Annotated in this window: 26 protein-coding genes and 1 riboswitch; of the genes, 12 read left to right on the forward strand and 14 right to left on the reverse strand. The window is 75.5% G+C overall.

The genetic code is table 11. The features are described from left to right. Positions 1–5: 5 nt before the first annotated feature. The 4 genes from OO48_RS16485 to OO48_RS16500 form a co-directional block, all read right to left on the reverse strand. A complete protein-coding gene (locus OO48_RS16485) occupies positions 6–1,019 on the reverse strand; it encodes a hypothetical protein (RefSeq protein ID WP_033216820.1) in 1,014 nt (337 codons plus the stop codon). 2 nt (positions 1,020–1,021) lie between these two features. Then, complete coding sequence (locus OO48_RS16490; protein WP_033216822.1) at positions 1,022–1,927, reverse strand: trypsin-like peptidase domain-containing protein; 906 nt, start codon at positions 1,925–1,927, stop codon at positions 1,022–1,024. Beyond that, positions 1,924–2,274 carry a CU044_2847 family protein gene (locus OO48_RS38355; RefSeq protein ID WP_051732206.1) on the reverse strand — a complete coding sequence of 117 codons (351 nt, stop codon included), beginning with the start codon at positions 2,272–2,274 and terminating at the stop codon, positions 1,924–1,926. The genes OO48_RS16490 and OO48_RS38355 overlap by 4 nt, the downstream gene beginning before the upstream one ends. A 106-nt stretch (positions 2,275–2,380) precedes the next feature. Further along, positions 2,381–4,315 (reverse strand): anthranilate synthase family protein, encoded by a 1,935-nt coding sequence (locus OO48_RS16500; protein ID WP_033216824.1) that lies wholly within the window; start codon positions 4,313–4,315, stop codon positions 2,381–2,383. A 303-nt stretch (positions 4,316–4,618) separates the two neighbouring features. Here OO48_RS16500 and OO48_RS16505 point away from each other — a divergent pair, with 303 nt between their 5' ends. Both OO48_RS16505 and OO48_RS16510 read left to right on the forward strand, forming a co-directional pair. Then, entirely contained in the window at positions 4,619–5,950 is a 1,332-nt protein-coding gene (locus OO48_RS16505; protein ID WP_033216826.1) for a class II 3-deoxy-7-phosphoheptulonate synthase, read from the forward strand. Between the two features lie 137 nt (positions 5,951–6,087). Beyond that, complete coding sequence (locus tag OO48_RS16510) at positions 6,088–6,342, forward strand: (2Fe-2S)-binding protein (RefSeq protein WP_033216827.1); 255 nt, start codon at positions 6,088–6,090, stop codon at positions 6,340–6,342. A 38-nt stretch (positions 6,343–6,380) separates the two neighbouring features. On the opposite strand, the gene bfr is transcribed toward OO48_RS16510, so the two are convergent. Then, a complete protein-coding gene (bfr, locus tag OO48_RS16515) occupies positions 6,381–6,860 on the reverse strand; it encodes a bacterioferritin (protein WP_033216829.1) in 480 nt (159 codons plus the stop codon). 290 nt (positions 6,861–7,150) lie between these two features. Between bfr and OO48_RS16520 the strand changes: the two genes are divergently transcribed. Next, positions 7,151–7,789: a sulfite oxidase-like oxidoreductase gene (locus tag OO48_RS16520; RefSeq protein ID WP_033216834.1), complete on the forward strand. Its 639-nt coding sequence runs from the start codon at positions 7,151–7,153 to the stop codon at positions 7,787–7,789. 16 nt (positions 7,790–7,805) lie between these two features. Here OO48_RS16520 and pknB read toward each other — a convergent pair whose 3' ends face one another. The 4 genes from pknB to thiO form a co-directional block, all read right to left on the reverse strand. After that, positions 7,806–9,542, reverse strand: coding sequence for a Stk1 family PASTA domain-containing Ser/Thr kinase (gene pknB, locus OO48_RS16525; RefSeq protein ID WP_051732207.1), 1,737 nt, complete (start codon positions 9,540–9,542; stop codon positions 7,806–7,808). Between the two features lie 124 nt (positions 9,543–9,666). Further along, positions 9,667–10,458, reverse strand: coding sequence for a thiazole synthase (locus tag OO48_RS16530; protein WP_033216836.1), 792 nt, complete (start codon positions 10,456–10,458; stop codon positions 9,667–9,669). Between the two features lie 3 nt (positions 10,459–10,461). Further along, the gene (gene thiS / locus OO48_RS16535; RefSeq protein ID WP_033216840.1) at positions 10,462–10,671 is read right to left on the reverse strand and encodes a sulfur carrier protein ThiS; all 210 of its coding nucleotides are present in this window, start codon (positions 10,669–10,671) and stop codon (positions 10,462–10,464) included. Next, positions 10,668–11,822 (reverse strand): glycine oxidase ThiO, encoded by a 1,155-nt coding sequence (thiO, locus tag OO48_RS16540; protein WP_033216842.1) that lies wholly within the window; start codon positions 11,820–11,822, stop codon positions 10,668–10,670. Before thiO ends, thiS begins: the two co-directional genes overlap by 4 nt. Continuing rightward, positions 11,818–11,930: riboswitch (TPP riboswitch) on the reverse strand. (Overlaps the previous gene by 5 nt.) Before the next feature lie 76 nt (positions 11,931–12,006). Here thiO and OO48_RS16545 point away from each other — a divergent pair. Genes OO48_RS16545 through OO48_RS16560 form a run of 4 tightly spaced genes read left to right on the forward strand, consistent with a single transcriptional unit; the run spans position 12,007 to position 14,954 of the window. Continuing rightward, positions 12,007–13,212: an NAD(P)/FAD-dependent oxidoreductase gene (locus OO48_RS16545; RefSeq protein ID WP_081952170.1), complete on the forward strand. Its 1,206-nt coding sequence runs from the start codon at positions 12,007–12,009 to the stop codon at positions 13,210–13,212. Between the two features lie 16 nt (positions 13,213–13,228). Beyond that, positions 13,229–13,594 carry an Rv2175c family DNA-binding protein gene (locus OO48_RS16550; RefSeq protein WP_033216844.1) on the forward strand — a complete coding sequence of 122 codons (366 nt, stop codon included), beginning with the start codon at positions 13,229–13,231 and terminating at the stop codon, positions 13,592–13,594. After that, positions 13,591–14,238: a thiamine phosphate synthase gene (gene thiE / locus OO48_RS16555; RefSeq protein ID WP_033216846.1), complete on the forward strand. Its 648-nt coding sequence runs from the start codon at positions 13,591–13,593 to the stop codon at positions 14,236–14,238. The genes OO48_RS16550 and thiE overlap by 4 nt, the downstream gene beginning before the upstream one ends. 53 nt (positions 14,239–14,291) lie before the next feature. Continuing rightward, positions 14,292–14,954 carry a VanZ family protein gene (locus OO48_RS16560; RefSeq protein WP_081952171.1) on the forward strand — a complete coding sequence of 221 codons (663 nt, stop codon included), beginning with the start codon at positions 14,292–14,294 and terminating at the stop codon, positions 14,952–14,954. A gap of 8 nt (positions 14,955–14,962) precedes the next feature. On the opposite strand, the gene OO48_RS16565 is transcribed toward OO48_RS16560, so the two are convergent. Then, positions 14,963–16,069, reverse strand: a complete 1,107-nt coding sequence (locus tag OO48_RS16565) for a polyprenyl synthetase family protein (RefSeq protein ID WP_081952172.1) — start codon at positions 16,067–16,069, stop codon at positions 14,963–14,965. A gap of 169 nt (positions 16,070–16,238) precedes the next feature. Between OO48_RS16565 and metF the strand changes: the two genes are divergently transcribed. Further along, complete coding sequence (gene metF, locus OO48_RS16570) at positions 16,239–17,153, forward strand: methylenetetrahydrofolate reductase [NAD(P)H] (RefSeq protein ID WP_033216848.1); 915 nt, start codon at positions 16,239–16,241, stop codon at positions 17,151–17,153. A 105-nt stretch (positions 17,154–17,258) separates the two neighbouring features. Then, positions 17,259–18,002, forward strand: coding sequence for an ATP synthase subunit I (locus OO48_RS35190; protein WP_051732209.1), 744 nt, complete (start codon positions 17,259–17,261; stop codon positions 18,000–18,002). A 7-nt stretch (positions 18,003–18,009) separates the two neighbouring features. On the opposite strand, the gene OO48_RS16580 is transcribed toward OO48_RS35190, so the two are convergent. Together OO48_RS16580 and OO48_RS16585 are read right to left on the reverse strand one after the other, a co-directional pair. Next, on the reverse strand, positions 18,010–19,398 hold the full coding sequence (locus tag OO48_RS16580) for a phytoene desaturase family protein (RefSeq protein ID WP_033216850.1): 1,389 nt from the start codon (positions 19,396–19,398) through the stop codon (positions 18,010–18,012). Positions 19,399–19,455: 57 nt separating this feature from the next. Next, positions 19,456–20,067, reverse strand: a complete 612-nt coding sequence (locus OO48_RS16585; protein ID WP_033216851.1) for a DUF4126 domain-containing protein — start codon at positions 20,065–20,067, stop codon at positions 19,456–19,458. 504 nt (positions 20,068–20,571) lie between these two features. Between OO48_RS16585 and OO48_RS16590 the strand changes: the two genes are divergently transcribed. The 3 genes from OO48_RS16590 to OO48_RS16600 all read left to right on the forward strand — a co-directional run bounded on the left by OO48_RS16590 (position 20,572) and on the right by OO48_RS16600 (position 22,540). Beyond that, entirely contained in the window at positions 20,572–21,072 is a 501-nt protein-coding gene (locus OO48_RS16590) for an SAV_6107 family HEPN domain-containing protein (RefSeq protein WP_245194679.1), read from the forward strand. Between the two features lie 108 nt (positions 21,073–21,180). After that, a complete protein-coding gene (locus tag OO48_RS16595; RefSeq protein ID WP_063830692.1) occupies positions 21,181–21,933 on the forward strand; it encodes a methyltransferase domain-containing protein in 753 nt (250 codons plus the stop codon). Positions 21,934–22,162: 229 nt separating this feature from the next. Beyond that, positions 22,163–22,540 carry a DUF3040 domain-containing protein gene (locus OO48_RS16600; protein WP_033216855.1) on the forward strand — a complete coding sequence of 126 codons (378 nt, stop codon included), beginning with the start codon at positions 22,163–22,165 and terminating at the stop codon, positions 22,538–22,540. Positions 22,541–22,658: 118 nt separating this feature from the next. Here OO48_RS16600 and OO48_RS16605 read toward each other — a convergent pair whose 3' ends face one another. Continuing rightward, entirely contained in the window at positions 22,659–25,076 is a 2,418-nt protein-coding gene (locus OO48_RS16605; RefSeq protein ID WP_033216857.1) for a transglutaminase TgpA family protein, read from the reverse strand. Continuing rightward, the gene (locus tag OO48_RS16610; protein ID WP_033216859.1) at positions 25,073–26,401 is read right to left on the reverse strand and encodes a DUF58 domain-containing protein; all 1,329 of its coding nucleotides are present in this window, start codon (positions 26,399–26,401) and stop codon (positions 25,073–25,075) included. The genes OO48_RS16605 and OO48_RS16610 overlap by 4 nt, the downstream gene beginning before the upstream one ends. Between the last annotated feature and the right edge of the window lies 1 nt (position 26,402).

Below are 26,402 nucleotides of genomic sequence, written 5' to 3' on the forward strand. Positions count from 1 at the left end.
GCCTCCTAGCGGGTGAACCGGACGGTCTGGATGTCGATGTCCTGGGTGCAGTTGTCCATGCCGTTCAGCTTCAGCGTCAGGCGCAGGCCGGTGCGGCCGGAGGGCACGGGGACGGAGACCTTGGCCTTCAGGGGCCGCGGGCCGCTGCTGCCGCCCTGGTCGATGCTCAGCTCGCCGGTCAGGCCGACGCAGGTGCCGGTGTCCGGGTTGGAGTCGCTCAGCGCGAGCTCGGTCTCCAGCCGCTTCGCGCCCGGCGGGACGTCGACCGTGGTGAAGGACGTGCCGCCCGGGTCGACGGTGCGCTTGACCCAGATCACGCGCTGCTCGGGCAGCGGCGGCGGGTCGTCGGGCCAGGCCACCGCCGTCACCAGGCCGGCCGTCGCCAGCAGGGCCAGGCCGACGGCCGCCAGGACGAGCCGGCGGCGCTCCCGGAGCGGCGGGGACACCGGGAGCCGGGGCGGCTGCGGGGGCGGCTCCGTCTCCCGCAGCGGCGGCGGCCCGTTGCGGGACTTCTCCACCTCCTGCCGGGCGTGCCACGCCAACTGCCCCTCCTGCTGGGCGGACAGGTCCTCCAGCAGCAGGGTCGGGCTGCCGATCACCAGGGCGTGGGTGGCCATCTCGACCAGCCGCCGCCCGTCGGCCCGCACCGGCGTCACCGGCGGGAAGCACAGCACGCCCGCGATCACCACCAGGTCGGCCCGCTCGTGGACGGTCAGCCCCGGCGCGCCCTGCACCCGGGCCAGGAACGCCACCCAGTCGCCGCGCAGCTGCGCCCCGGCGACGCCGACCAGCCAGTCGTGCAGGTGGCCGATCGCGGCGGACGGCTGCCCGTGCTCCTCGGCCAGGAACTTGGCGATCCGGGCGGCGGACACCGACAGCTCGTGGTGCTGCACCTGGACGGGGTAGTTGGTGGTCTCGGCCAGGTGCCGCTCCAAGTCCGGCAGCACGGGCGCGAGTTCGTGCCAGCCCGCCAGGATGCGCTGCAGCAGGCGCCGGGTCTCCCAGGTGCAGCGGTCCATGCTCACTCCTCCGGTCCGGGGTCCGGGCCGAGGCCCAGCAGGGCGCCGAGCCCGTCCAGCGCCCGGTGCGGGCCGCACAGTTCGCGGGCCCCGGCCAGCAGGGCGCGCAGCGCGCCGGCGGGGTCGCGGTGCTCCAGGCAGGCCGCCGCGAGCGAGCGCAGGTGCACGGGCGCGAGCGCGTGGTACGGGACCCTGAGCTCCTGGCCGGGGCCGAGCCCCTCGTTGACCGCCCGCACCAGCTCCAGCCGCACCGCCGGGTCCTGCAGCGGGAACGGTTCGCCCAGCAGCCGGGCGACCGCGCCGGCCGTCACCGCCGGGCCGGGCGCCGGGCGGGCCGCCGGTGCGAGCGCGGGCGGCAGCAGCGGCAGCAGCGCGGACAGCGGCGTCAGCCAGCCGCCCACCGGGTCGTCGCCGTCCGCGGTGGCCTTGACCACGCCGACCACCCGGCCGTGCCCGTCCAGCGCCATGCTGCCGCTCAACCCGCGCTGGATCCAGCCCTGTTGGACGCGCAGCCCGAGACCGGAGGGCCCCGCCACGGTCAGCCGGGCGGACTCCGGGCCGACCTCGCCGGTCACCGGGTTCACCGCGAAGCCGTGCACCAGGACGGCCGCGCCGCCCGCCGGGTCGCGCTCGCCGAGCGGCACCGCGGGGGCGCCGGCCAGGCCGGGCGCGGTGAGCAGCGCGAGGTCCGGCGGCGGGTAGGCGGCCGCGCCGGGCGCCGGTTCGGGCGGGAACAGCCGGGCGGCGCGCACCGGGTGGGCGGCCGCGCCGTGCCGGACGGTCAGCTCCGGGTGGCCGTGCACCACGTGCGCGCAGCTGACCAGCAGGCCCGCGCCGAGGTGGAAGCCGCTGCCGAGGAAGGCGCCGGCCGGGTCGGCGAAGCGGACCGCGGCGCTGTCCGGGCTCACTCGGCGGTGCGGTCGTCCGGCCGCCGCCAGCTCAGCCGGACCACCAGGCTGGCCTCGCCGGTGGCCTCGGCGAGGACGCCGATCAGGCGGCCGGATTTCATCCCCAGGGTGAGGCCGAACTCCACCTCGAACTCGTCCGGGTCGCCCGCCTCGCGCGCCGTCTCGCGCGCCCAGCGGCCGACCGAGCGCACCGTGCGCCGGACTTCGCCGAGGCCGTGGGTGACCGCCGAGGAGACCGCCCCGGCGTCCCCCGCCGGGCGGCCGGGGCCCTGGCGGACGGCGGCGTGCAGGACGGTGCCGTCCTCCAGGGCGATCTCCACGGTGTCGAGCACCGGTGCGTTCGTCATGTCTCCCCCAATTCATGACCGACGGGCAGGATATGAATACCAGTCAGTTCGGAAGAGATCCAGACCTTTCCGGAAGAGCGGGGGCGGCGGGAGCGGGCGGCCGGTTTCAGCCGCGCACGGCCGCGGCGGTGCCCATCAGCCCGGCGACGATCTCCACGCCCTCCCGGGTGAGCACCGACTCGGGGTGGAACTGCAGTCCGGCGAAGCCGGGCCCGCGCAGCGCGTGCACGTCGCCGGTGCGGGCGTCCCGGGAGACCTCGATCCCCTCGGCGGCCAGCCGCTCGGCCGCCGCCGCGTCGCAGCGGGCGGTGAAGGTGTTGTAGAAGCCGACGGTGCGGCGGGTGCCGAACAGGTCCACCGCCTCCTGGGCGCCCTGGTAGGGCACCGCCTTGCGGGCCAGCGGCAGCCCGAGTTGCGCGGAGAGCAGCTGGTGGCTGAGGCAGACCGCGAGCAGCGGCGCGGTGCGCTCCCCGGAGCGGACGGCGGCCAGTGCGTCGGCGACGACCGGGCGCAGCAGCGCCATCTTCGGGTCGGCCGGGTCGGCCGGGTCGCCGGGGCCGGGGCCGAGCACCAGCGGGCCGCGGTGCGCGGCGGCCAGTCCGCGCAGCCCGGGGGCGTCGTAGCGGACCACGGTGACGGTGTGGCCGAGCGAGCGCAGCAGGTGGGCGAGCATCGCGGTGAAGGTGTCCTCGCCGTCCACCACCAGGGTGTCGGCGCCGGGCAGCGGCGCGGCGGGCTGCTGCATCCGCAGCCAGAACGGGGCCAGGCCGGCCCGGCGGGAGTCCAGGGCGGCCTGCACCCGGTGGTCCTCGCCGAGCCGGGGCCGGGCGGCGCTCTCCTTGGCGGTCCTGGCCGGGCGGGCGCCGATCGCGGAGAGCACCCCGGCGGCCTTGGCGTGCGTCTCGGCGACCTCGGAGTACGGGTCGGAGTGCCGCACCAGGGTGGCGCCGACCCGGACCACCAGCGAGCCGTCGGCGGGGTCGATGTCGGCGGCCCGGATGCAGATCGGCGAGTCCAACTGCTGGCCGCCGCTGGCCGAGCGGCCGATCAGGGCGAGCGCGCCGGAGTAGTAGCCGCGCCCGCCGCGCTCGTACCGGTCGATCACCCGGGTGGCGTTCTGCACGGGGCTGCCGGTGACGGTGGCGGCGAACATGGTCTCCCGCAGCACCTCGCGGACGTCCAGCGAGGTGCGGCCGCGCAGCTCGTACTCGGTGTGCGCGAGGTGCGACATCTCCTTCAGGCGCGGGCCGAGCACCTGCCCGCCGAGGTCGCCGACCGCGCACATCATCTTCAGCTCCTCGTCGACCACCATGGTGAGCTCCTCCAGCTCCTTGGGGTCGCGCAGGAACTCCAGCAGCGAGTCGGCGGTCGGGCCGCCGGCCGGGTAGCGGTAGGTGCCGGAGATCGGGTTCATCACCACGGTGCCGCCGGACTGCCGGACGTGGACCTCGGGGGAGGCGCCGACCAGCACCCGGTCGCCGGTGTGCACCAGGAAGGTCCAGTACGCGCCGCGCTCGTGCTCCAGCAGCCGGCGGAACAGGGTCAGCGCGGTGGCGGTGGAGTACCCGGCCAGCTCGGCCCGGAAGTCGCGCCGGATCACGAAGTTGGCGCCCTCGCCGCGTCCGATCTCGTCCTCGATCACCCGGCGGACGATGCCCGCGTACTCCTCGTCGTCGATGTCGAACTCCCCGCCGCGCAGTTCCACCGGGGCGTCGGGCAGCGCGGCCAGCACCTCGGCCAGCGGCAGCGCGTACTGCTCGTCGACGGACAGCGCCCGCAGCGGGGTGCCGTCCTGGCGGGCCGTGAAGCCGCGCTCGCGGATCTGCGCGTACGGGACGAGGGCCAGCAGGTCGTGCCGCGGGCCGCCGGCCGGGACGCCCGCGGGCAGCGGGAGGTCGGCCAGCGTCCGGTGGTCGGAGACCTCGCCGACCAGCAGTTCGACGGTGTCGGGGGCGAGTCGGGGCGCGCGCCGGTGCAGCAGGGCGAAGGCGGGGGCGCCTGGGGCGGCGAGTCGGGCGAGCAGGGCGGCGGTGGTGGTCACGGCTGCGGGTTCCTTCCGGGAGGTTGCTCTGCGGGGGTTCCGCCGCCTCCGGGAGGCCGTGACGCTGCACACACGCGTCGACGGCCGCCCCGGAGGGCGGCCGTCGTTCGTCGCTAGGGACGCGCGATCAATGGGCCGCCCAACGGGCTGGCCCACCACCAGGAGAAGGGGTGCGTCACGGTCACGGACCAGACCATAGCCCACCGGCGGGCGGCGCGGGGAGGGATCGACGGGATGTCCATTTCCCGTCTCACCCAGCGGGCGGCACCCCACGTCGCCCCTGCCACCCCGTAGCCTTGCCCTGTGACCGTGACTAACCACTCCTGGCAGTCCCTGCCCGCGGCGCAGCAGCCTGAATGGCCGGACCAAGAGGCTCTGCGCAAGACCCTTGCCGAGCTCGCCTCCTATCCGCCCCTCGTCTTCGCCGGCGAGTGCGACCAGCTGCGCGCCCGGCTCGCGGCCGTCGCGCGTGGTGAGGCGTTCCTGCTCCAGGGCGGCGACTGCGCCGAGGCGTTCGACGCCGTCTCGGCCGACCAGATCCGCAACAAGCTGAAGACCCTGCTGCAGATGGCGGCCGTGCTCACGTACGCGGCGTCCGTGCCGGTGGTGAAGGTCGGCCGGATCGCCGGCCAGTACTCCAAGCCCCGTTCGAAGAGCACCGAGACCCGCGACGGCGTGACGCTGCCGACCTACCGCGGCGACTCGGTCAACGGCTTCGAGTTCACCGCCGAGGCCCGCGTCCCGGACCCGGAGCGCCTCAAGCGGATGTACAACGCCTCCGCCGCGACGCTCAACCTGGTGCGCGCCTTCACCACCGGTGGTTACGCCGACCTGCGCCAGGTGCACGCCTGGAACCAGGACTTCGTGCGCAACTCCCCGGCGGGGCAGCGCTACGAGCAGCTGGCCCGGGAGATCGACCAGGCGCTGGCCTTCATGAACGCCTGCGGGGTGGCCCCGGAGGAGTTCAAGACGGTCGAGTTCTTCTCCTCGCACGAGGCGCTGATCCTGGACTACGAGACGGCGCTGACCCGCACCGACTCGCGCACCGGCGAGCTGTACGACGTTTCCGGCCACATGGTGTGGATCGGCGAGCGCACCCGGCAGCTGGACCACGCGCACATCGAGTTCGCGTCGAAGATCCGCAACCCGATCGGCGTCAAGCTCGGCCCCACCACCACGGTGGACGACGCGCTGACCCTGATCGACCGCCTCGACCCGGAGCGCGAGCCCGGCCGGCTCACCTTCATCACCCGGATGGGCGCGGGCAAGATCCGCGAGCACCTGCCCACCCTGGTGGAGAAGGTCACCGCGTCCGGCGCCCAGGTGGTGTGGATCACCGACCCGATGCACGGCAACACCTACGAGGCGTCCAGCGGCCACAAGACCCGCAAGTTCGACGACGTGCTGGACGAGGTCCGGGGCTTCTTCGAGGTGCACCGCGCGCTGGGCACCCACCCGGGCGGCATCCACGTGGAGCTGACCGGCGACGACGTCACCGAGTGCGTCGGCGGCGGCGACGAGGTGCTGGTCGACGACCTGCACCAGCGCTACGAGACGGCCTGCGACCCGCGGCTCAACCGCAGCCAGTCGCTGGACCTGGCGTTCCTGGTCGCCGAGATGTACCGCGGCCAGTAAGCCCCCGCGCCCTGCGGGGCGGATGTGACGAAGGCCCCTCCGTTTCCGGGCGGTTCCGGACGGAGGGGCCTTTTTCGTACCCGGAGCACCGGGTAAGGTAAGCCTCAGCAAACCGAACCGATCGGAAGGGGCCGCACATGTACGTGTGCATGTGCCACGCGGTCACCGAGGCCCAGGTCAAGCAGAAGATCGACGAGGGGGCCAACACCCCCCGCCGGATAGCCCAGGGCTGCAAGGCCGGCACCGACTGCGGTTCCTGCGTGCGGCGCATCCAGGCGCTGCTCGGCGAGCACGGCGCCCGCCCCTGCCCGACCGCCCGGCTGGCCGAACGGCTCGGCCTGGCCGATCCGGCCACCGCTCCCGCCGTCGCCGCCGCCCCGAAGGCCGCCTGACCCGGAGGCCGGCTGGCCCGCCCGGGCGGTTCCCCGGCTCAGCTCTCCGGCTGCTCGATCAGCTGCGCGATGTAGAGCGCCTCGCCGAGCTTGTCCAGCAGCTCCAGCTGGGTGTCCAGGTAGTCGATGTGGTGTTCCTCGTCGGCGAGGATGGCCTCGAAGATGTTCGCCGAGGTGACGTCGTTCTTGGCCCGCATCACCACGATCCCGCGCCGCAGCCGGTCGATCGCCTCGACCTCGACCTGCCGGTCGGCCTCGAACATCTCCTTGACCGTCTGCCCGATCCGGACGTGGAACAGCCGCTGGTAGTTGGGCAGGCCGTCCAGGAAGAGGATCCGGTCGGTCAGCACCTCGGCGTGCTTCATCTCGTCGAAGGACTCGTGCCGGGTGTACTTGGCGAGCTTGGTCCAGCCGAAGTTCTCCTGCATCTTCGCGTGCAGGAAGTACTGGTTGATGGCGGTGAGTTCGGCGGTCAACTGCTCGTTGAGGAACTCGATGACCTCGGGGTCGCCCTGCATGGCCTGCCTTCCTGTGCGCATTCCGGTCGGTGCCCGGATGCCCCGAATCGTGGCAGCTGAACGGGTGCGGTTCCAGTAAGTTCACGCTTACAGCCGCCCCGGAGATCGGCTTTTCCGGCCCGCCGACACCGCTGTGACCTGCGGCGACGCGGAAAGCATTGCGCCGTTCGGGGGTATCTCACCCGAACGCCCGCACGCATTCCCCCCGCGTTTCCCCCCTCCGCCGCGGTGGATTTCCCCGGGGGCGCGCGGCAGGGGCGCGTACGGTTCGGCGCCCGCCGTCTGTCACCATGGAGGACATGGGTCAGCACGAAGCGGAACAGCGGCCGGAGACTGACCCGAGGCTCCCCCCGGGGCAGCGGCCGCAGCGCGGCTGGCCGGTCCTCCACTACGGGCCGGTGCCCCGGTTCAAGCCGCAGAGCTGGGACTTCCAGGTGTTCGGGGCCACCGCCGACGCGGAGAAGGCCGGCTGGGACTTCACCGGCTTCCACGCCCTGCCCAAGACCACCGTCCGGGGCGACTTCCACTGCGTCACCAAGTTCTCGATGCTCGACAACGAGTGGACCGGCGTCGCCGCCCGGACGGTCCTCGACCTCGTCCCGCCCGACCCGTCGGTCACCCACGTGATGGTCTGGGCCGAGTACGGCTACAGCGCCAACCTGCGGCTGGCCGACTTCGCCGACCCGTCCACCGTCCTCGCCACCCACCACGACGGCCGCGTCCTCACCCTCGAACACGGCTTCCCGGTCCGCCTGGTGGTGCCCCACCTGTACGCCTGGAAGGGCCCCAAGTGGGTGCGCGCCGTCGAGTACATGCGGGCCGACCGGCGCGGCTTCTGGGAGGAGCGCGGCTACCACAACCTCGCCGACCCGTGGCGCGAGCAGCGCTACTCCTACCAGGAGGGGCCCGGGGACGGCCCGCTGCGCTGAACCCCGGGCCCGGGCGTCAGAACAGGCTGATGGTGATCGTCACGGTGCTGCCCTGCCTGGCCGGGGTGTCCGCCGCCGGGGACTGGCCGGTGACCTTGCCGATCGGGATCAGGCCGGCGATCTCCGGCACGAACCCGGCGTCCTGCAGGGCCTTCGTGGCGTCCTCCTTGCTCATCCCCTCGACGTCCGGCACCGCGTGCATGCCCTTGGAGACGGTCAGCGCCACCGGCGAACCCGGCGACTGCCGGCTGCCCGCCGCCGGCTCGGTGGAGATCACCGAACCCTTCGGCACGGTGTCGCTGTACTCCTCGCGGCTGGTGCCCGCCGTCAGCCGGGCGTCGCCCAGCGCCTTGGCGGCGTCCGCCAGCGGACGGCCCTTGACGTCCGGCACCTGCACCCGCTCCGGACCGCGCGAGAGCACCACCTTCACCGCGTCGCTCTTGCGGACCCGGGTGCCCACGCCCGGGTCGGTGGAGATCACCGAGCCCTCCGGCGCCGACTCGCTGAACTGCTCGCTGAACGAGCCGTGCAGGCCGTCCCTGTCCAGCGCCGCCGCCGCCTGCTCCCGGTTCTGCCCCAGCACGCTCGGCACCGTCGCGTACACCGCGTTGGACAGCGCGTACGTCACTCCGCCGACCAGCAGCAGCACCGCCGCCAGCACCGCCGACCAGATCAGCGGCCGCCGCCCGAAGCCGAAGCGGCGGGCGGGGCGCGGCCGGCCGCGCGGCGGGTCGTCGTCCACCGCCGGGCGCACCGGCGGCAGCAGCTCCGGCGGGACCTCCAGCACGCTGGTGCGGTCCAGCGCCGGGACCTTCTCGATCACCGCGGTGGCCTCGCCCGGGCTGTAGCGCGGGGCGGGCCGGGTCGAGGCGGGCGGCTCCGCGTCCAACTGCTCGACGGGCAGCGAGCGGCGGGCCCGCTGCACCGAGGCCAGCAGCTCCACCGCGTCCCACGGCCGGTCCTGCGGGTCCCGGGCGGTCGCCGCCGCCACTATCGCGTCCAGCTCCGGGCCCACCGCGGGGGCGGTCAGCGACGGCGCCGGGACGTCCTCGTGCAGGTGCCGGTACATCACCTGGGCGGCGTGCTCCCCGGTGTGCGGCTTGACGCCGGTCAGCATCTCGTACAGCAGGATGCCCGCCGCGTAGACGTCCACCCGCTGGTCGGTGGGCTCCTGGCGGATCTGCTCCGGCGCCAGGTACGAGACGGTGCCCAGCAGCTGGCCGGTCTCGGTGGCCGAGGTGGCCGCCGAGTCGGTGCCCGCCAGCACCCGGACCAGGCCGAAGTCGGCGACCTTCACCATGCCGTTGTCGGTGATCAGCACGTTCTCCGGCTTGACGTCCCGGTGCACCAGACCCGCCCGGTGCGCCGCGCCGAGCGCCGCCAGCACCGGCTCCAGCACGTCCAGCGCGGCCCGCACCGACAGCGCCCCCCGGTCGCGCAGCACCTCGCGCAGGTTGCCGCCCGGCACGTACTCCATCGCCATGAACACGGCCCGCGGGTCGGCGCCCTGGTCCAGCACGTTCACCACGTTCGGGTGGGCGAGCCGGGCCACCGCCTTGGCCTCCCGGATGAAGCGCGCCGTGAAGTCGGCGTCCCCCGCCAGCGAGGGGTGCATCACCTTCAGCGCCACGGTGCGGTCCAGCCGGGTGTCGGTGCCCCGGTAGACGGTCGACATGCCGCCGACCGCGATCCGCTGTTCGACCCGGTAGCGGCCGTCGAGCAGCACGCCGTACAGGGGATCGTCGAGGGTCATGTCCACCCGATGAGTCTAGTGCCGAGGGGGTGCCGCCCCGGGCGGGCCGGGCACCGGGGCGGGTCGGCGACCCGCCCCGCCACCTGGGACGCCACCCGGCGGCGGCCGGTTCGCCCCCGCCGGCTCAGAACGCCGGGCGCTCGCGGGTGTCGGCCAGGCCGGCGGTGGGGGAGGAGGCCTCGGCGTAGTAGCGGCGCGGGATCCGGCCGGCCCGGTGGGCGAGCCGCCCGGCCTCGACGGCCCTGCGCATCGCCTCCGCCATCAGCACCGGGTCCTGGGCGCGGGTCACCGCGGAGGCCAGCATCACGGCGGAGCAGCCGAGTTCCATCGCCAGCGCGACGTCGCTCGCGGTGCCCGCGCCCGCGTCCAGCACCACCGGGACGCCCGCCGCCTCCACGATCAGCTGGAAGTTGTGCGGGTTGCGGATGCCCAGGCCGGAGCCGATCGGCGAGCCCAGCGGCATGATCGCCGCGCAGCCGACATCCTCCAGCTTGCGGGCCAGCACCGGGTCGTCGTTGGTGTACGGCAGCACGGTGAAGCCGTCGTCGACCAGCGTCTCGGCGGCGTCCAGCAGTTCGATCGGGTCGGGCAGCAGCGTCCGCTCGTCGGCGATCACCTCCAGCTTCACCCAGTCGGTGCCGAGCGCCTCGCGGGCCAGCCGGGCGGTCAGCACCGCCTCGCCCGCCGTGTAGCAGCCCGCCGTGTTGGGCAGCACCCGGATGCCGTTGCGCTCCAGCACCTCCAGGACGGAGCCCTGGGTGGCGGTGTCGACCCGGCGCATCGCCACCGTGGTCAGCTCGGTGCCGGAGACCTGGAGCGCCTGCTCCAGCACCTCCAGGCTGGGCGCGCCGCCGGTGCCCATGATCAGGCGGGAGCCGAGGACGGTGCCGCCGATGACGAGTGCGTCGTCAGCCATGGTTCAGCCTCCCTGGACGGCGGTGAGGATCTCGACCCGGTCGCCCTCGCCGAGCGCCGTGGCGGACCACGAACCCCGGGGCACCACGGCCTCGTTGACGGCGGCGGCGACACCGGTGTTGGCGGCCGACACCTCGGCGACCACCACGTCCAGCGTGGTGGCGGCGGGCAGGGTGCGCGGCTCGCCGTTGACGGTCAGGGCGATGGTGTTCATGCGGCGGCCTTCGGGGTGAAGCGGGCGGGGGTGAAGTCGGCGGCCAGCGGCGGGAGTTCGCCGGTGGCCAGGTAGTCGGCGAGCAGGTCGGCGGTGACCGGGGTGAGCAGCACCCCGTTGCGGTAGTGCCCGGTGGCGGCGGCCAGGCCGTCCAGCGCGGTCGGGCCGAGCAGCGGCGCGTTGTCCGGCGAGCCCGGGCGCAGCCCCGCCCCGGTCTCCACCAGCGGCAACTCGGTGATGCCGGGCACGAGTTCGTGCGCGTCCCGGAGCAGCTCGTAGACGCCGCCCGCGGTGACGGTGGTGTCGTGGCCCAGCTCCTCGGTGGTCGCGCCGACCACCAGCTCGCCGTCGGCCCGCGGCACCAGGTACAGGTGCTGCCCGCGCACCACCGCCCGCACGTTGCGGGACAGGAACGGGCCGTGCGCGGTGGGCATCCGCAGCCGCAGCACCTGGCCCTTGACCGGGCGGACGGCCGGCAGCACCCCGGTCGGCAGGCCCGGCAGCAGGTGGCTGCGCGAACCGGCGGCCAGCACGGTGCGCCCCGCCGTCACCCGCTCGCCGGTCGACAGCCGCACGCCCGCCGCCCGGCCGCCCTCCACCAGCAGCTCGGCGGCCTCCGCCCGGTGGAACACCACGCCCGCGCGCTCGCAGGCGGCGACCAGCGCGGCGGCCAGGCGGCGGCCGTCCACCTGGTGGTCCTCGGCGACGTGCAGGCCGCCGCGCACCCCGGGAGCCAGCATCGGCTCCAGCCGGCGGCACTCGCGGCCGGTCAGCCACTCGGACGCCAGGCCCAACCGGCCGTGGAAGGCGTGCAGTTCGCGCAGCTCCGCGCGGTCGTCGGAGTCCAGCGCGACGGCCAGCGTGCCGGTGGCCCGGTAGCCGGTGTCCAGCCCGGTCAGCTCGGTCAGCTCGGCGGCGAACGCGGCGTACCGCTCGTTCGACGCCATCCCCAGGCGCAGCAACGGCTCCTCGCCGTACTGGAGTTCCGTCACCGGGGCGAGCATGCCCGCGGCGACCCGCGCCGCGCCCCCGCCCGGCCGGGGGTCGACCAGCGCGACCGCCAGGCCGCGCTGCGCCGAGCGCCAGGCGACGCCCAGCCCGATGATGCCCCCGCCGACCACCAGCACGTCGGGCGCGTCGGAATGTGCCACAGCGGCTGAATCTCCCTTCGCCGGCATGACCCGGATCAGGTTCGGACGGTCGCGGGCCGCCGCAGCCCGCCTCTCAGCCCGGTGCGCCGGGCTCCCGTGTGAAGTGAAGTCACCCCCACCATAACGCCGGGCCGCCGCCCACCCGAAGGCACGGCCCCGGGGCGGCCGTCCGGCGGTGGGTAGGGTGGACGGCGTGGCTGAGCTGAGGGCAACGGACCGGGTCGTCGTGGTCGGAGCGGGCATGGCGGGCGCCCAGGCCGCCCTGGGCCTGCGGCAGGGGGGCTGGCGGGGGCCGCTCGCCCTGGTCGGCGAGGAGCTGCACCTCCCCTACGACCGCCCCCCGCTCTCCAAGGACGTCCTGCTCGGCAAGGCCGACGCCACCGCCTTCGAGATCGACTGGCACGACCTCGGCGTCGACCTGCTCACCGGCCGACGCGCCACCGGCCTCGCCGACGGCGTCCTGCGCACCGACCGCGGCGAGCTCCGCTACGACGCCCTGGTGATCGCCACCGGCGCCGCCCCGCGCACCCTGCCCCACCTGCCCGGCGCCCGCACCCTGCGCACCGTCGACGACGCCCACGCGCTGCGCGCCGCGCTCACCCCCGGCCGCCGGATCGTGCTGGTCGGCGCCGGCTGGATCGGCGCCGAGACCGCCACCGTCGCCCGCGGGCTCGGCTGCGAGGTCACGGTGGTGGAGGCCGCCGCCACCCCGCTGGCCGGCGCGCTGCCCGCCGAACTCGGCGCCCTGATGGCCGACTGGTACGCCGCCGCCGGCGTCGACCTGCGCTGCGGCACCGCCGTCGTCGGCGCCGCCGACGGCGGGGTGCTGCTCACCGACGGCACCCGCCTGCCCGCCGACGAGGTCGTGGTCGGCATCGGCGCCCGCCCCGCCACCGACTGGCTGGCCGGCGGCCCGCTCGCGCTCGACCCCGACGGCACCGTCCCGGTCGACGACCGGCTGCGCACCGCCCTGCCCGGCGTCCTCGCGGCCGGCGACTGCGCCTCCTACCCCTCCGCCCGCTCCGGCACCCGGCTCGCCGTCCAGCACTGGGACCACGCCCTGCACTCCGGCGCCGCCGCGGCCGCCTCCCTGCTCGGCACCCTCGACGCCCCCTACGACCCCGTCCCGTACTTCTGGTCCGAGCAGTTCGGCCGCACCGTCCAGTACGCCGGGCGGCACGCCGGGGCCGACCACCTGCTGTGGCGCGGCTCCCCGTCCGACCCCGGCTGGACGGTGCTGTGGCTGCGCGACGGGGCCCCGGTCGCGCTGCTCGCCGTCGACCGGCCGCGCGACCTGGCCCAGGGCCGCCGCCTGATCGAACGCGGCGCGGTGCTCGACCCGGCGCGCGCCGCCGATCCGGCCGTCCAGTTGAAGGCCGCGGCCCGGTAGCGCCTAGGCTGGGACCGTGAGCGAGATTGATCCCAAGATTGACGCCCTGGTCCCCGCCTGGCTGTACCTGCCCGACATCTCGGAGCGGTGGGGCGTGGTGATCACCGAGGTCCGTGACATGGTGCGCAACCGCACCCTGCTGGCCGTCCGCCGCGGCCCCAACAAGTCCCTGCAGGTCCCCGCCGACTTCATCGAGGACGACGGCCCGGTCAAGCACCTGGTCGGCACCCTCACCGTGCTGCGCGACTGCGGCTTCTCCGACCAGGAGATCCTCGAGTGGATGTTCACCGAGGACGACTCCCTGCCCGGCAGCCCGATCCAGGCCCTCCGCGAGAACCGCGGCACCGAGGTCAAGCGCCGCGCCCAGGCCATGGCCCTGTGACGGCCGCCCCCACCACCCGGCGGCGGCTGGCCGACGCCCGGCTCTACCTCTGCACCGACGCCCGCCGCGAACAGGGCGACCTGCCCGAGTTCCTGGACGCGGTGCTGGCGGGCGGCGTCGACATCGTCCAGCTCCGCGACAAGGCCCTGGAGGCCAAGCAGGAGCTGGAGCACCTGGAGGTCTTCGCCGACGCGGCCCGCCGGCACGGCAAGCTGCTGGCCGTCAACGACCGCGCCGACGTCGCGTACGGCGCCCGGCCCGACGTGCTGCACCTCGGCCAGGACGACCTGCCGGTGGCCGTCGCCCGCCGCATCCTCGGCGAGGACGTGCTGATCGGCCGCTCCTGCCACGCCGAGGACGAGGTCGACACCGCCCTCACCGAACCCGGCGTCGACTACTTCTGCACCGGCCCGGTCTGGCCCACCCCCACCAAGCCCGGCCGCCACGCCCCCGGCCTCGACCTGGTCCGCCACGCCGCCGCGCGGCGGCCCGAACGCCCCTGGTTCGCCATCGGGGGCATCGATCAGGACAACCTCCAGCAGGTCCTGGACGCCGGTGCCACCCGCGTCGTCGTGGTCCGCGCCCTCACCGCCGCCGAGGACCCGGGCGCGGCCGCCGCCGCCCTCGCCGCCCGCCTGCGCTGAGACCCGCGCCCCCGCCGGGAACCGCGCGGGGGCGGACCGCACTCCGTGCAGGCATGGACCACACCGCGCCCGCCGCCCGGCGCGCCCGCCGGACCGCGCTGCTCGTCCCCGCGCTGCTCGGCGCGGTCGCCGTCGCCTTCCTCGCCCAGCGGCCGCTGCACCACGCCGGGTGGCACGGCTGGACGGGCACGGCCAACGGCATCGTGTTCCTGACCGTGGCCACCCTGCCGGCCGCCGCGCTGACGGTGCGGGTACTGGCCCGGCGCCGCCGCGCCGCCGGGGCCGAGCCCGGGTGGGCGCGGCGCTCGGCGCTGGCCGAGGTCGGCATGGTGTACGGGACGGTGCCGTGGGTGCGGATGATCCTGCTGCCGGGCGTCGACCCGGGCGGTCCGCGCCGCCGGGTGTCCCCGGTGCCGCTGCACGACATCGCGGAGATCGTCGCCGCCGGCCCGCCCGCCACCGCGGCGGCCCAGATCGTCGGCAACCTGCTGGTGTTCGCCGCGCTCGGCTTCCTCGCCCCGGTGCGGTTCGCCGCGCTCGCCTCGGTGTGGCGGGTGCTGGCGCTCGGCGCGGCCTGCTCGGTGCTGGTGGAGGCCGCCCAGTACGGGTTGCGGCTGGACCGGGTCTCCTCGGTCGACGACGTGCTGCTGAACGCGGGCGGGGCGGCGCTGGCCGCGCTGGCCGCGCGCCGCTGGTGGCGCCGCCCGGCGGCGTGAGGCCCCCGTCAGTACTTGCGGACCGTCGCGGCGTCGGCCAGCGCCCGGAGCACCTCGCGGGTCGGGCCGCCGGCGATCGGGGCCGCGTCCAGGGCGTCCAGCGCCTCGGCGAGCAGCGCGTCGATCCGGGCCTCGACCAGGTCCGGGGCGCCGCTCAGGGTGATCAGGTCGCGCAGGGCGGCGATCTCGTCGGCGTCCAGGCCGGGCGCGCCGAGCCGGGCGTCCAGGTGGGCGGCGTCGGCCGGGCCCAGGCCGCGCATGGCGTGCGCGACCAGCAGGGTGCGCTTGCCCTCGCGCAGGTCGTCGCCGGCCGGCTTGCCGGTGACCGCGGGGTCGCCGAAGACGCCCAGCAGGTCGTCGCGGAGCTGGAAGGCCTCGCCCAGCGGCAGGCCGAAGCCCCCGAGCGCGTCGACCAGGCCGGGGTCGGCGCCGGCCAGCAGCGCGCCGACCTGGAGCGGCCGCTCGATGGTGTACTTCGCGGACTTGTAGTGCAGGACGGTCCGGGCCCGGTCGATCGCCCCGCCGTCGGCGGAGTCGCCCGCGACCGGCTCCAGCACGTCCAGGTACTGGCCGATCATGACCTCGGTGCGCATCAGGTCGAACGCGGGCTTGGCGGCCGACACGGCGGACGTCGGCAGGCCCGAGCGCTGGAACAGCTCGTCGCACCAGATCAGCAGCAGGTCGCCGATCAGCACCGCCGCGGACGCCCCGTACTGCTCGCGGTCGCCGCGCCAGCCGCCCGCCCGGTGCAGGTTCTCGAAGCGGCGGTGGACGGCGGGCAGGCCGCGGCGGGTGTCGCTGCGGTCCATCAGGTCGTCGTGCACCAGGGCGCTGGCCTGCAGCAGCTCCAGCGCGGCCGCCGCCCGCTCGATCCCGGGCTCGTCCGCGGCGCCGCCGGCCGCCCGCCACCCCCAGTAGCAGAACGCCGGGCGCAGCCGCTTGCCGCCGTCCAGCAGGAAGTCGCGCAGCGCGTCGGCGACCGGCCCGAGCCGGTCGGAGATCCCGGAGAGCAGGGCCGCCCGCTCGACCATGAACGCGCCGAGGGTGCGGTTCACGCGGTCGCGCACGTCCTCCGCGTCGACGGGGTTGCGGGGAAGGCGGATGGAGGAGGGCACCTGAGACTCCGGATCGATGGGGCTGACAGTCAGATTAACGCTCTGAGCGGGGTGGCCCGTTCCACCGGGCTCCGGCGCCCCGCGGCCGGTCGGCCGAAAATGCCGGGTGGTGTCTCAGGAGGTGGACGTCGTGTGTCCGGCCCGAGCCGCCGACGGATAACCTGCCTGCATGGCACTCGGGATTCCCAGCACCAGAAACGACCGCGCGCAGACCGTGCGCGACCTGCTGGCGGCCGGCGACCGCTCCTTCTCCTTCGAGTTCATGCCGCCGCGCAACGAGGAGGCCGAGCGCAAGCTCTGGGACGCGATCCGCCGGGTGGAGTGCCTGGAGCCGAACTTCGTCTGCATGACGTACGGCGCGGGCGGCTCCTCGCGCGGCCGCACCGTCGACCTGGTCGGCCGGATCGCCACCGAGACCACGCTCACCCCCGTCGCCCACCTCACCGCCGTCGACCACTCGGTGGCCGAACTGCGCAACATCATCGGCCAGTACGCCGACCAGAACGTGCGCAACGTGCTCGCGGTGCGCGGCGACCCGCCCGGCGACCCGCTGGGCGAGTGGGTCCGCCACCCCGCGGGCGTCACCTACGCCGCCGAGCTGGTCGAACTCATCAAGGGGATCGGCGACTTCTGCGTCGGCGTCGCGGCGTTCCCGCAGATGCACCCGCGCTCGGAGAACTGGGACGAGGACATCCGGCACTTCGTCGCCAAGTGCCGGGCCGGCGCCGACTACGCGATCACCCAGATGTTCTTCGAGGTCGAGGACTACCTGCGGCTGCGCGACCGGGTCGCCGCGGCCGGCTGCGACACCCCGATCATCCCGGAGATCATGCCGGTCACCAACGTCCGCCAGCTGGTGCGCTTCCCGCAGCTGTCCGGCTCCCCCTTCCCGGAGGACTTCCAGCGCAACCTGGAGGCCGTCGCCGACGACCCGGCCGCCCTCCGCGCGGTGGGCCTGGAGCACGCCACCGCCATGGCCGAGCGGCTCCTCGCAGAGGGCGCTCCGGGCCTGCACTTCATCACGCTGAACCACTCCACCGCGACGCTGGAGATCTACCAGAACCTGGGCCTGCACACCCGCTGATCCGGGACGGTCGGGCGGTGCGGTCCGGGATGCGGTGGTGTGCGCCCGGAGGCTGTACAGTCGCCCGCAACCGCGCGGTGATGGTGGCGTCTGGAGGTTGCGGGGATGGGCATCGGATACCTGCTCCTCTATGGCGCGTTGGCCCTGGTCGCGCTCTGGCTGACCGCCGAACTGCTGCTGCAGAACCGGGCCCCGCTGCACTGGCGGGCGCTCGCGCTGCTGGGCTTCCTGGGCGTGGTCGCCGGGATGCGCGCCTCCTCGGTGCCGGTGATAGTGGCGGGCGCGGCCGGCTTCGCGCTCGGCCAGCTGATGGTGACGAACTCGGTCAAGCGCGGCCGCCCGGTGGGCTGGTCGCTGCGCCGTTCGGACGGCCGGCTGCCCGGCCCGCTGGCGAAGGTCCCGCTGCTGGCCGCGGCCACCGGCGGGACGGCCGCCGCCGTCGTCGTCGCGGAGCCGGTCGTCCCGGTCGGGGAGGTCGGCCCGGTCGAGGACGAGCCGTACGAGGCCCCCGACCCGTACGACGGGCGCCCCGCCGGGTACGAGGAGTTCCAGCAGCTCGACGCGGGCGTCTACGCCGAGGACCCGGGCGCCTACCAGGTCCCGCAGCAGCCCCAGTACGGCTACGCCCAGCAGGAGCAGCAGTACCAGCAGCAGGACTACGGCTACCAGCAGCCGTACGTCCCGCAACAGCCGCAACCGCAGCCGCAGTTGCAGCTGATCGGCTACGACCAGTACGGGCAGCCGGTCTACCAGGACCCGTACACCCAGCAGCAGTACCAGCAGCTGTACGTCCCGCAACAGCCGCAGCCGCAGCCGGACCAGAACTGGTACTACCAGCAGCAGTACTGACGACCGGTCAGGCCGGGCCGAGCAGCCCGGCGGTGATCGTGGCGGACATCCCGACCCGGGCCAGCCCGCCGCCGGGGTGGGCGTGCGCGCCGATCAGGTACAGGCCGGGCGGGCCGGGCCGGTTGGCCTGCGCGAGGTGCCCGCCGGCCAGCGAGGGGGGCGGGACGGAGGCGGTGAGCCGGGTCTCCCGCCAGCGCAGCCGGGGGCGCAGGTCGAGGCCGGCGCCGGCCAGGTGGGCCAGCAGCCGGTCGGCGTAGGCGTCCTGTTCGGCCCCGGTGAGGGCGAGCGCGGCGGGCACGGTGACGGTCAGCACGGCGGCCTCCGCGTCCGGGCCGGGCACCAGCGACGGGTCGTCGGGCCGCAGCACCTGCACGGTGGGGCGCTCCGGCAGCGCGCGCCCGGTGAACACCGCGCGGGCCTCGGCCGCCCCGTCCGCCGCGTGCACCACGGTGCGGTGCGCGGTGCCCCCGGGGCGGGGGCCGTCCAGCGCGAGCAGCACGGTGAACCGGCCCGGCGCGGGCGCGGCGGGCGCGGCGACGCCCAGGCCGGGCACCGCCGAGAGCACCGCGTCGGCGGTCAGCACCCCCTCGTCCGTGCGGACGCCCACCACCCGCTCGCCGTCCCGCTCCAGGGCCCGCACGGGGGTGTCGAAGCGGAACTCCACGCCGCGCTTCCCGCACCGCTCGAACACCGCGTCGGCGAGCGCCCGCAGCCCGCCGTCGACGTACCAGACGCCGAACGTCTGCTCCATGTACGGCAGGACGGTGGCCGAGGCGGGCGCGTTCAGCGGGTCCAGGCCGTGGCGCAGCGCGTACTCGCCGAGCAGCGCCGCCGGGCCCGGCCCGCCGCCCAGTTCGCGGGCCACGTCCGCCAGGGTGTGCCGCCCGCGCGGCAGCAGCCGGGACAGGCCGCGGCGCGGCGGCACCGGGTACGGGTCGGCCGGGTCGACGGCGGGGCGCGGCTCCTCCAGCAGCGGGCGGCGGGTCGCCTCCCACACCGTGCGGCCCCGGTTGACCAGCTCGCCCCAGCGCGCGCCGACCCCCGCCCCGAACGCCTCGTCCAGCGCCCGGCCGGTGCCGTCCCGGGAGGCGTTGGGCAGCAGCAGTTCGGTGCCGTCCGGGAACAGGTGCCGGCTCTCCGGGTCCACCGGCCGCAGCCCGACCAGCTGTTCCAGCGGCTCCCGCCCGGTCTTCAGCGCCAGGTCCCGGTAGACGGCGGGCAGCGCGAGCAGCCCCGGCCCGGTGTCGAACCCGAACCCCTCCCGCCGGTAAGCCCCCACCTGCCCGCCGTGCGTCCCGGCCGCCTCCAGCACCGTCACCCGGTGCCCGAGGGTGGCCAACCGGGAGGCGGCCGCCAGACCGCCCATGCCTGCGCCGACGACGATGATCCGAGCCATGGCAGAAGATCCTATGCGCCCCGCCTCCGGCCCGTCCGCCGCCCGCCCGGACAGTGCCTAGCCGGCCGCCGCCGCTCCGCCGGCCCGCCGGAGCGCCCGGCGCTCCTTCCGGCGCAGCCAGAAGCGCCGGATCCGGGTCACCGCGAACCACACCACCAGCACGCCGAGGGCCAGCAGCACCGCCGCCGCCGAGGCGGCCAGCCACGGGTGGAAGATCGCCAGCGTCACCAGGCCGGCCACCGAGAGGTCCTCGGCCAGGCTCAGCAGGATGTTCGAGGCCGGCTCGGGGGAGGTGTTGACCGCCATCCGCAGGCCCGCCTTGACGCAGTGGCTGAGCAGCGCCGTCGTCCCGCCGACCGCCCCCGCCGCGACCTCGCCCAGCGAGCCCGGGTCGTGCGCGGCCATCAGCGCGCCCACCGTCGCGCCCGCGACCGGGCGGATCACGGTGTGCACCGCGTCCCAGGCGGTGTCCACGTACGGGATCTTGTCCAGCACCGCCTCGCACAGGAACAGCAGCCCGGCGGCCAGCAGCACGTCCGCGCGCTCCAGCACCGGCGGCACCGAGTCCGCCCCGCCGAAGCGCCCGAACAGGCCGAGCAGCAGGACCACGGCGTACGCGTTGATCCCGCTCGCCCAGCCGCTGGTGAAGATCAGCGGAACGGCCCCCACGGCGCCCCCCTTCGACGCGTCCGCCCGGACCTCGGGCGGGACGCGGCCACCGTACCGGGCCCGGCGCGGGTCTCGGGAGGGCGGGAGGGGGGAGCGGGAGGGCGAGCGGGAGGGCGACTGAGTATCCGTACTCAGGTCACCGGTTGAGTAGCCGCACGGATACCCGGCGGCCCCGGGCGACGGCAGAGTAGGGGGCACCGGGAAGGCCGCCGCCGGGCGGAGCCGCCCGGAGCGCTCGGGGCCCGACCGTCGGGTTCAGGGGGAACGACGGTCGACACCACGGCCCGGAGCGCGACCGACGGCCGGAGCGAGGGGGCCGGGCACCGCCGACACGGGGCGGCGGAGCCCGGCCCCCTCCCCTGGGGGGGAATCCGGGGGAGACCGGCCGTGGGGGACGACTGGAACGGGGTCGGGGGACCCCGGGTTGTCAGACCCCCCGTTCACGATGGATGCATGCGCGGGCCGACCGGTCCGGGCAAGGTCCGGAGTGAACGGGGGAGACCCATGACCATCAGTCGTCCTGAGCCTGTCGCCCGCCCTGCCGTCCAGTCACCCGCCGTCGACCAGCCCACCCTGCCCGTCTCCCGCGGCAGTGACGTCCACCCGGTGCTGCGCCGCGGCTCCGCCCCGCCGGCCGCGCTCGAACTGCTCCGGCACGCGCACCGCACCCTGGTGCACGCCCGCGGCCGGCAGGACCCGCTGGAGCGCTACGCCACCGCGCACCTCGCCGCACTGCGCGCCACCGCCGCCGTGCTCGCCGTCCGCGGCCGCCCGGTGCGCAACCCGCGCCGCCGCCAGGCGATCCGTCCGGCCTGGGAGCTGCTGCCCGAGGTCGCCCCCGAACTCGCCGAGTGGGCCGCCTACTTCGCGGCCGGGGCGCGCCGCCGGGCCGCCGCCGAGGCCGGCATCGCCGGCGCCGCCGGCGAACGGGACGCGGACGACCTGATCCGCAACACCGCCCTGTACCTGCGCATAGTGGAGCGGATCCTGGCCCTGCACCCCTGACGCCGGGCGCCCGCTGTCCGGCGCTGCGCCGCGCCCCCGTCCGGCCGATTCCGGCGGATAAGGTGGGGGCGTCCGGCCGTGGATAGACCTGCCAAGAGGGGTGCCGCCTTGTATCCGACTCGTCCCCGCAGTGCGCTGCGTACCGCCGTGGTGTGGGAGGTGCTGCGGGAGGCGCTGGAGCGGCGCTCCGCCGAGCTCGGACGGCCGGTCCTGGAGGTCGTCGACACCGGCGGCGGCACCGGCAACTTCGCCGTGCCCGTGGCCAGGCTGGGCCACCGGGTCACCGTGGTCGACCCCAGCCCCGACGCGCTGTTCGCCCTGGAGCGCCGGGCCGCCGAGGCCGGCGTCACCGAGTTGGTCCGGGCCGTCCAGGGGGACGCCCAGACGCTGCCCGACCTCGTCCCGGCCGGGTCGGTCGACGCGGTGCTCTGCCACGGCGTCCTGGAGGTCGTCGACGACCCCGCCGAGGCGCTCGGCAACCTGGTCCGCACCCTCGCCGCGGGCGGCCTGGTCAGCCTGCTCGCCGCCAACCGCAACGGCGCGGTGCTGGCCCGCGCGGTGGCCGGCCAGTTCGCCGAGGCCCGCACCGCGCTGGACGCCGCCGACGGCCGCTGGGGCGCCGGAGACCCGATGCCCCGCCGCTTCACCGGCGAGCAGCTGGACGCGCTGGCCGCCGACGCCGGGCTGCGGGTCACCTCCGTGCACGGCATCCGGGTCTTCGCCGACCTCGTCCCCGGCGTCCTGGTCGACACCGAGCCCGGTGCGCTGGACGCTCTGCTCAAGCTCGAGCTCGCCGCCGCCGAGCAGCCCGCCTTCCACGCCGTCGCCACCCAGCTGCACCTGCTCGCCGAGGCGATTTGACCTTCCCCGGGGGCACCAAGCGGGGCCCTCGCTCGTTGCAGGGGTGCGGGCCGCCGGTGCGGTGGCCCGCACCACGTCTGATTGACCACGCCGAACCACGGCCGTGGACCGTATGATCTGGGTAAAGCCGGTAAGCATGACGGCCAGACCGGTGGGGCATATGGACCACACAGGCCCGAGCCAGGGGTGGCGGACCGGTCGCCCCGCGACCGACGAGTAGGAGGACTCCGTGCCGCTCTCGGAGCACGAGCAGCGACTGCTCGAGCAGATGGAGCGAGCGCTGTACGCCGAAGATCCCAAGTTCGCGTCAGCGCTCGAGGGAACCGGCCTGCACACCTACACGCGTCGGCGGGTCTACCTGGCCGTGGCGGGGTTCGTGGCGGGCATCGCGCTGCTCATGGGCGGCCTGGTCGCACAGGTCATCTGGGTCAGCGTGATCGGGTTCCTGGTGATGCTCGGCTGTGCCGTCCTCGCGGTCACCGCGTGGCGCCGCGGCCCGGCCGGACACGGCCCACGGCAGGCGGCAGCGCCACGCCGGAAGTCCGGTGTCGTGGATCGAATGGAACAGCGCTGGCAGCGGCGCCGCGACGAACAGAGCGGCCTGTAGCAGCGTCCACCACAACGTGGTCCGCCCCGGGAGGGTCTCCTCCCGGGGCGGACCTTTTCGTGCGCGCCCGCCGGCCCGCGCGGTTCCCCGCGCCCGGCGGGCGCGGGGTCCGACAGGGCTAGCCGTCCTTCTCGCGCCGCCGGAACGGCCTGGTCACGGCCGCCCGGACCGCCGCCACCCGTTCGGCGGTGCGCTCCCGGCGGACCGCAGCGCGGTCCTGGGCGCGCCACCACAGCCGCACCGCGGAGGCCGGCAGCAGCAGCGCGCGCAGCCGGCGGACGCGGGTGGCGCGCACCCGCAGCGCCTCGCGGGCGGCCCGGACGTCGCCGCCCAGGTACGGGGGCGCGTCGGACTCGCGGGCGTACATGACGCGCTCGGTGGCGAGGGCGACCCGGCCCGCGGCGGCCGCGGAGTCGGCGTCGAGGCGGGCGTCCTCGGCGAGCCGGCGCACCGCGTTGCGCGGGGTGCGGGCCTCGTCCGGCGGGATGCCCAGGTCCCACGCGGAGTCGACGAGTTCGGCCCAGGCGGCGAGCACCTGCTCGTCGGTGAGCCGCGGCCCGTCCGCTCCGGACAGGTGGCGGCCGGCGCCCAGGCGGCGGCGGCGCAGCCTGGTGCGCCAGAGCATCGGGAAGGCCAGTGCCGCCAGCAGCAGCAGGACGCCCGACCCGGCCACCAGGGCCGGCCAGGTCCGCCACCAGGACGCCTCGACGGTCCTGTGCTCGGCCAGGGCGGTCTCGTCGCCGCACTCGCCCTGCCGGCGCTGCTGCGGGGGGCAGTCGCTGGAGGCCGACGGCTGGGCGGAGGGCCGCTCGCTCGGCGCGGCGCTGGTGGGCGCGGTGCTGGGCGCGCTGGTGGGCGTGGTCTGCTGGACCGAGTACAGCGGGGTGGTGCCCCGGTTCGGGGTCGGCTCGAAGCGCATCCAGCCGTAGCCGTTGAAGTACAGCTCGGGCCAGGCGTGGTAGTTGGAGCTGCGCACCACCCGGTCGGTGCCGTTGGAGGAGCCCGGGGTGAAGCCGATCGCGACCCGGGCGGGGATGCCCAGCGAGCGGGACATCGCGGCCATGGTGGCGGCGAAGTGCACGCAGAAGCCCTCCTTGTCCTGGAGGAACTTGGCGATGGCGTCCGGCCCGGTCCGCGAGTCGATCTTGGTGTTGTAGGTGAAGCCGCCGCTGGTGAAGTACTGCTGCAGGGCGACGGCCTGGTCGTACGGGGTGCTCTTGCCCTTGGTGACGTCCTTGGCGGTGTCGGCCACCACGGACGGCAGGTTGGACGGCAGGCCCAGGTAGCGCTTGGAGATGTCGGCCGGGGGCGTCCCGGCGCCGCGCAGCTGGGCCGCGGTGGCGTTGACGGCCACCGAGCCGACCGAGTAGCTCAGCCCCTTGCTCTTCTGGCCGTTGACGCCGCCGACGGTGCGCCCGACCGGGTCGAAGCGCCAGTTCGAGCTGTTCGGCAGGTCCACCCAGGACATCGGGTAGGGCATCGGCAGCCAGGTGGTGCTCAGCCGGTCGGAGACCGTGATCTTGGTGCGGACCGAGGTGGTGGGCAGGTTCGGGCTCAGCCCCTCGGGGGCGGGCACGGTGCTCGGCATCGGCTGCGGGTCCTGGTCACCGGTCAGCCACTCCTGGCCGTTGAACTCGCTGAGCTCGGCGATCCGCAGGTAGAGCTGGTCGGCCTCGGGCGAGTCGGTGGAGAAGGTCAGCAGCTCGGTGTCGTCGCTGGAGCGCAGGTTGGCGGTGAGCGCGACGACCAGGTTGAGCGAGCGCTCGTCGCCCTTGCCGTCCCCGCCTCCGGTGCCCTCGCCACGGTGGCTGCCCAGGCTGTCGAACAGGCCGCCGCCGACGGCGGGGGCCAGCACCGGCAGCAGCACGGCGGCGGACAGCGCGATCACGCCGATCCGGCGCCCGCCGTTGGACAGCGCCACGGCGGGACGGCCGGTGCCGTGGAAGACCCGGCCCCAGCGGGTGAGCCGGTCCTGGCCCTCGGTGTAGAGCAGCGCCAGGTAGCCGGCGGCCGCGAACAGGAACCACAGCCACATCCCGCCGGGCGACCCGGCCAGCCCGCCGGCCACCGAGTACAGGGCGAGCAGCGGCAGGCCCGCGGCCGCGGCCCGGCGGTAGGTGACCGCCAGGGCGTCGACCAGCACGGCCACCAGGGCGACCGAGCCGACCACGATCAGCCGCAGGCCGTCGGTGGCCGGGGCCGGGATCGCGTACTCCTGGATGTCGGCGCCGCCCCGGGTCAGCAGCGAGGAGACGGCGTCCAGCGCGCCGGGGCCGGGCAGCAGGCCGGCGCTCATCGAGGACTGCACGGTGGTGAGCAGCAGCACGTACAGCACCACGACGAGCTGCAGCGGCGGCACCAGGGCCCGGGGCAGCGGCAGGGCGCGCAGGCCGGCCCCGGCGCCGGCCGCGACGGCGACCATCAGCAGCCCGTGCGGGGCCAGGGCGAAGGCGTCCTGGAACAGCGGGGACAGGCACAGCGCGGCCAGGGCGGTGGCCAGGGCCGCGCAGAGCGTCAACTTGGCCCGGGTGGTCAAGCGCCGACCTCGTCTCGGTAGGGAACGGTGGTGTTCTGGGTGCGGTCCGCTGCCCGCCACAGGGCGGGCAGCGAGTCGCCGGCCCGCACCGGCAGCACGGTCCAGCCGGACTCGCGCAGCCTGGCCGTCCGGGCCCCGACCTGCTCGTCCGCGCTGTCCGGCAGCAGGTGGCGCAGCCCCGACCAGGTGCCGGTGTCCAGCAGCAGGACGACGGCGCCGCCGGTGCGCCGGCGCAGCCGGGCCAGCCGCTCCACCTGCTCCTCGTCCAGCTCGCCGACCACCGCCACCAGCAGGCCCTCGCCGCCGAGGCGCAGCACCTCCTCGGCCCGGGCCAGGGTGCCGCCGTCGGAGTGCTCGACCACGGCCAGCGCGTCCAGCAGCGTGCCGACCGACTCGGCGGCGCTGGTGCCGCCGCCGCTCGCGCCGGCGCCGGGCACCGAGAAGCCGGTGTCGGTGAGCAGCCGGGTGCGGTAGCCGCGCTGCACCAGGTCGACCGAGACCGAGGCGGCGCAGGACACCGCCCACTCGAACGAGGACGCCGGGCCGGAGCCGCGGTGCGCGGTCTCCCGGGTGTCCAGCAGCACCGTGGCGCGGGCCCGCAGCGGCTGCTCCTCGCGGCGGACCATCAGCTCGCCGTACCGGGCGGTGGACTTCCAGTGCACCCGGCGCAGGTCGTCGCCGTGCCGGTACTCGCGCGGGATGACGTCGTCGTCGCCGGCCAGCGCCAGGGTGTGGCTGTTGGAGTCGCCCTGCCCGCCGGACTCGCCGGGCAGCCGGACCCCCGGCAGGTCCTGGACCTGCGGGACGACGGTGAGCACGTCCGCGGCGGTGAACGCGCGGGTCAGCTCGCACATCCCGAACGGGTCGGACAGCCGCAGCTGCAGCGGCCCCAGCGGGTAGCGGCCGCGCAGGTCCGAGCGGACCCGGTAGGACACCTCGCGGAAGCCGCGCGGCTCGACCCGGTCCAGCACGAAGCGCGGGCGCGGGCCCAGCACGTACGGGACCTTGTCCTCCAGCAGCAGCAGACCGGTGGGCACCCGGGAGACGTTGTCCAGCCGCAGGTGCACCCGGGCCTCCTGGCCGGCCGCGGCCCGGTGCGGGCTGAGCCGGCGGCCGGAGGCCACCCGGTAGCGGGTGCGCACCAGCAGCGCGGCCGCCGCCAGCGGCAGCGCCGCCAGCAGCACGCCGACCTGGAGCAGGGCGGCCTGGCCGAACACGAACGCGCAGACCGCGGCCGTCAGCCCGGCCGCCAGGAAGGACCGCCCCCGGGTCGTCAGTCCGCGCAGCGCGGCGCGCACCCCGGAGGCGCGGACGGGGCGGGCCACC

Origin of the sequence: Kitasatospora phosalacinea (genome assembly GCF_000716545.1) — a bacterium.
GTDB lineage: Bacteria > Actinomycetota > Actinomycetes > Streptomycetales > Streptomycetaceae > Kitasatospora > Kitasatospora phosalacinea.

Coding starts and splice junctions, on each gene's coding strand:
- OO48_RS16590 (WP_245194679.1), top strand. CDS start 20,572: ATGACCATCAGTCGTCCTGAGCCTGTCGCCCGCCCTGCCGTCCAGTCA.
- pknB (WP_051732207.1), bottom strand. CDS start 9,542: ATGACCCTCGACGATCCCCTGTACGGCGTGCTGCTCGACGGCCGCTAC.
- metF (WP_033216848.1), top strand. CDS start 16,239: ATGGCACTCGGGATTCCCAGCACCAGAAACGACCGCGCGCAGACCGTG.
- OO48_RS38355 (WP_051732206.1), bottom strand. CDS start 2,274: ATGACGAACGCACCGGTGCTCGACACCGTGGAGATCGCCCTGGAGGAC.
- OO48_RS16510 (WP_033216827.1), top strand. CDS start 6,088: ATGTACGTGTGCATGTGCCACGCGGTCACCGAGGCCCAGGTCAAGCAG.
- OO48_RS35190 (WP_051732209.1), top strand. CDS start 17,259: ATGGGCATCGGATACCTGCTCCTCTATGGCGCGTTGGCCCTGGTCGCG.
- OO48_RS16580 (WP_033216850.1), bottom strand. CDS start 19,398: ATGGCTCGGATCATCGTCGTCGGCGCAGGCATGGGCGGTCTGGCGGCC.
- OO48_RS16530 (WP_033216836.1), bottom strand. CDS start 10,458: ATGGCTGACGACGCACTCGTCATCGGCGGCACCGTCCTCGGCTCCCGC.
- OO48_RS16485 (WP_033216820.1), bottom strand. CDS start 1,019: ATGGACCGCTGCACCTGGGAGACCCGGCGCCTGCTGCAGCGCATCCTG.
- thiS (WP_033216840.1), bottom strand. CDS start 10,671: ATGAACACCATCGCCCTGACCGTCAACGGCGAGCCGCGCACCCTGCCC.
- OO48_RS16560 (WP_081952171.1), top strand. CDS start 14,292: ATGGACCACACCGCGCCCGCCGCCCGGCGCGCCCGCCGGACCGCGCTG.
- OO48_RS16520 (WP_033216834.1), top strand. CDS start 7,151: ATGGAGGACATGGGTCAGCACGAAGCGGAACAGCGGCCGGAGACTGAC.
- bfr (WP_033216829.1), bottom strand. CDS start 6,860: ATGCAGGGCGACCCCGAGGTCATCGAGTTCCTCAACGAGCAGTTGACC.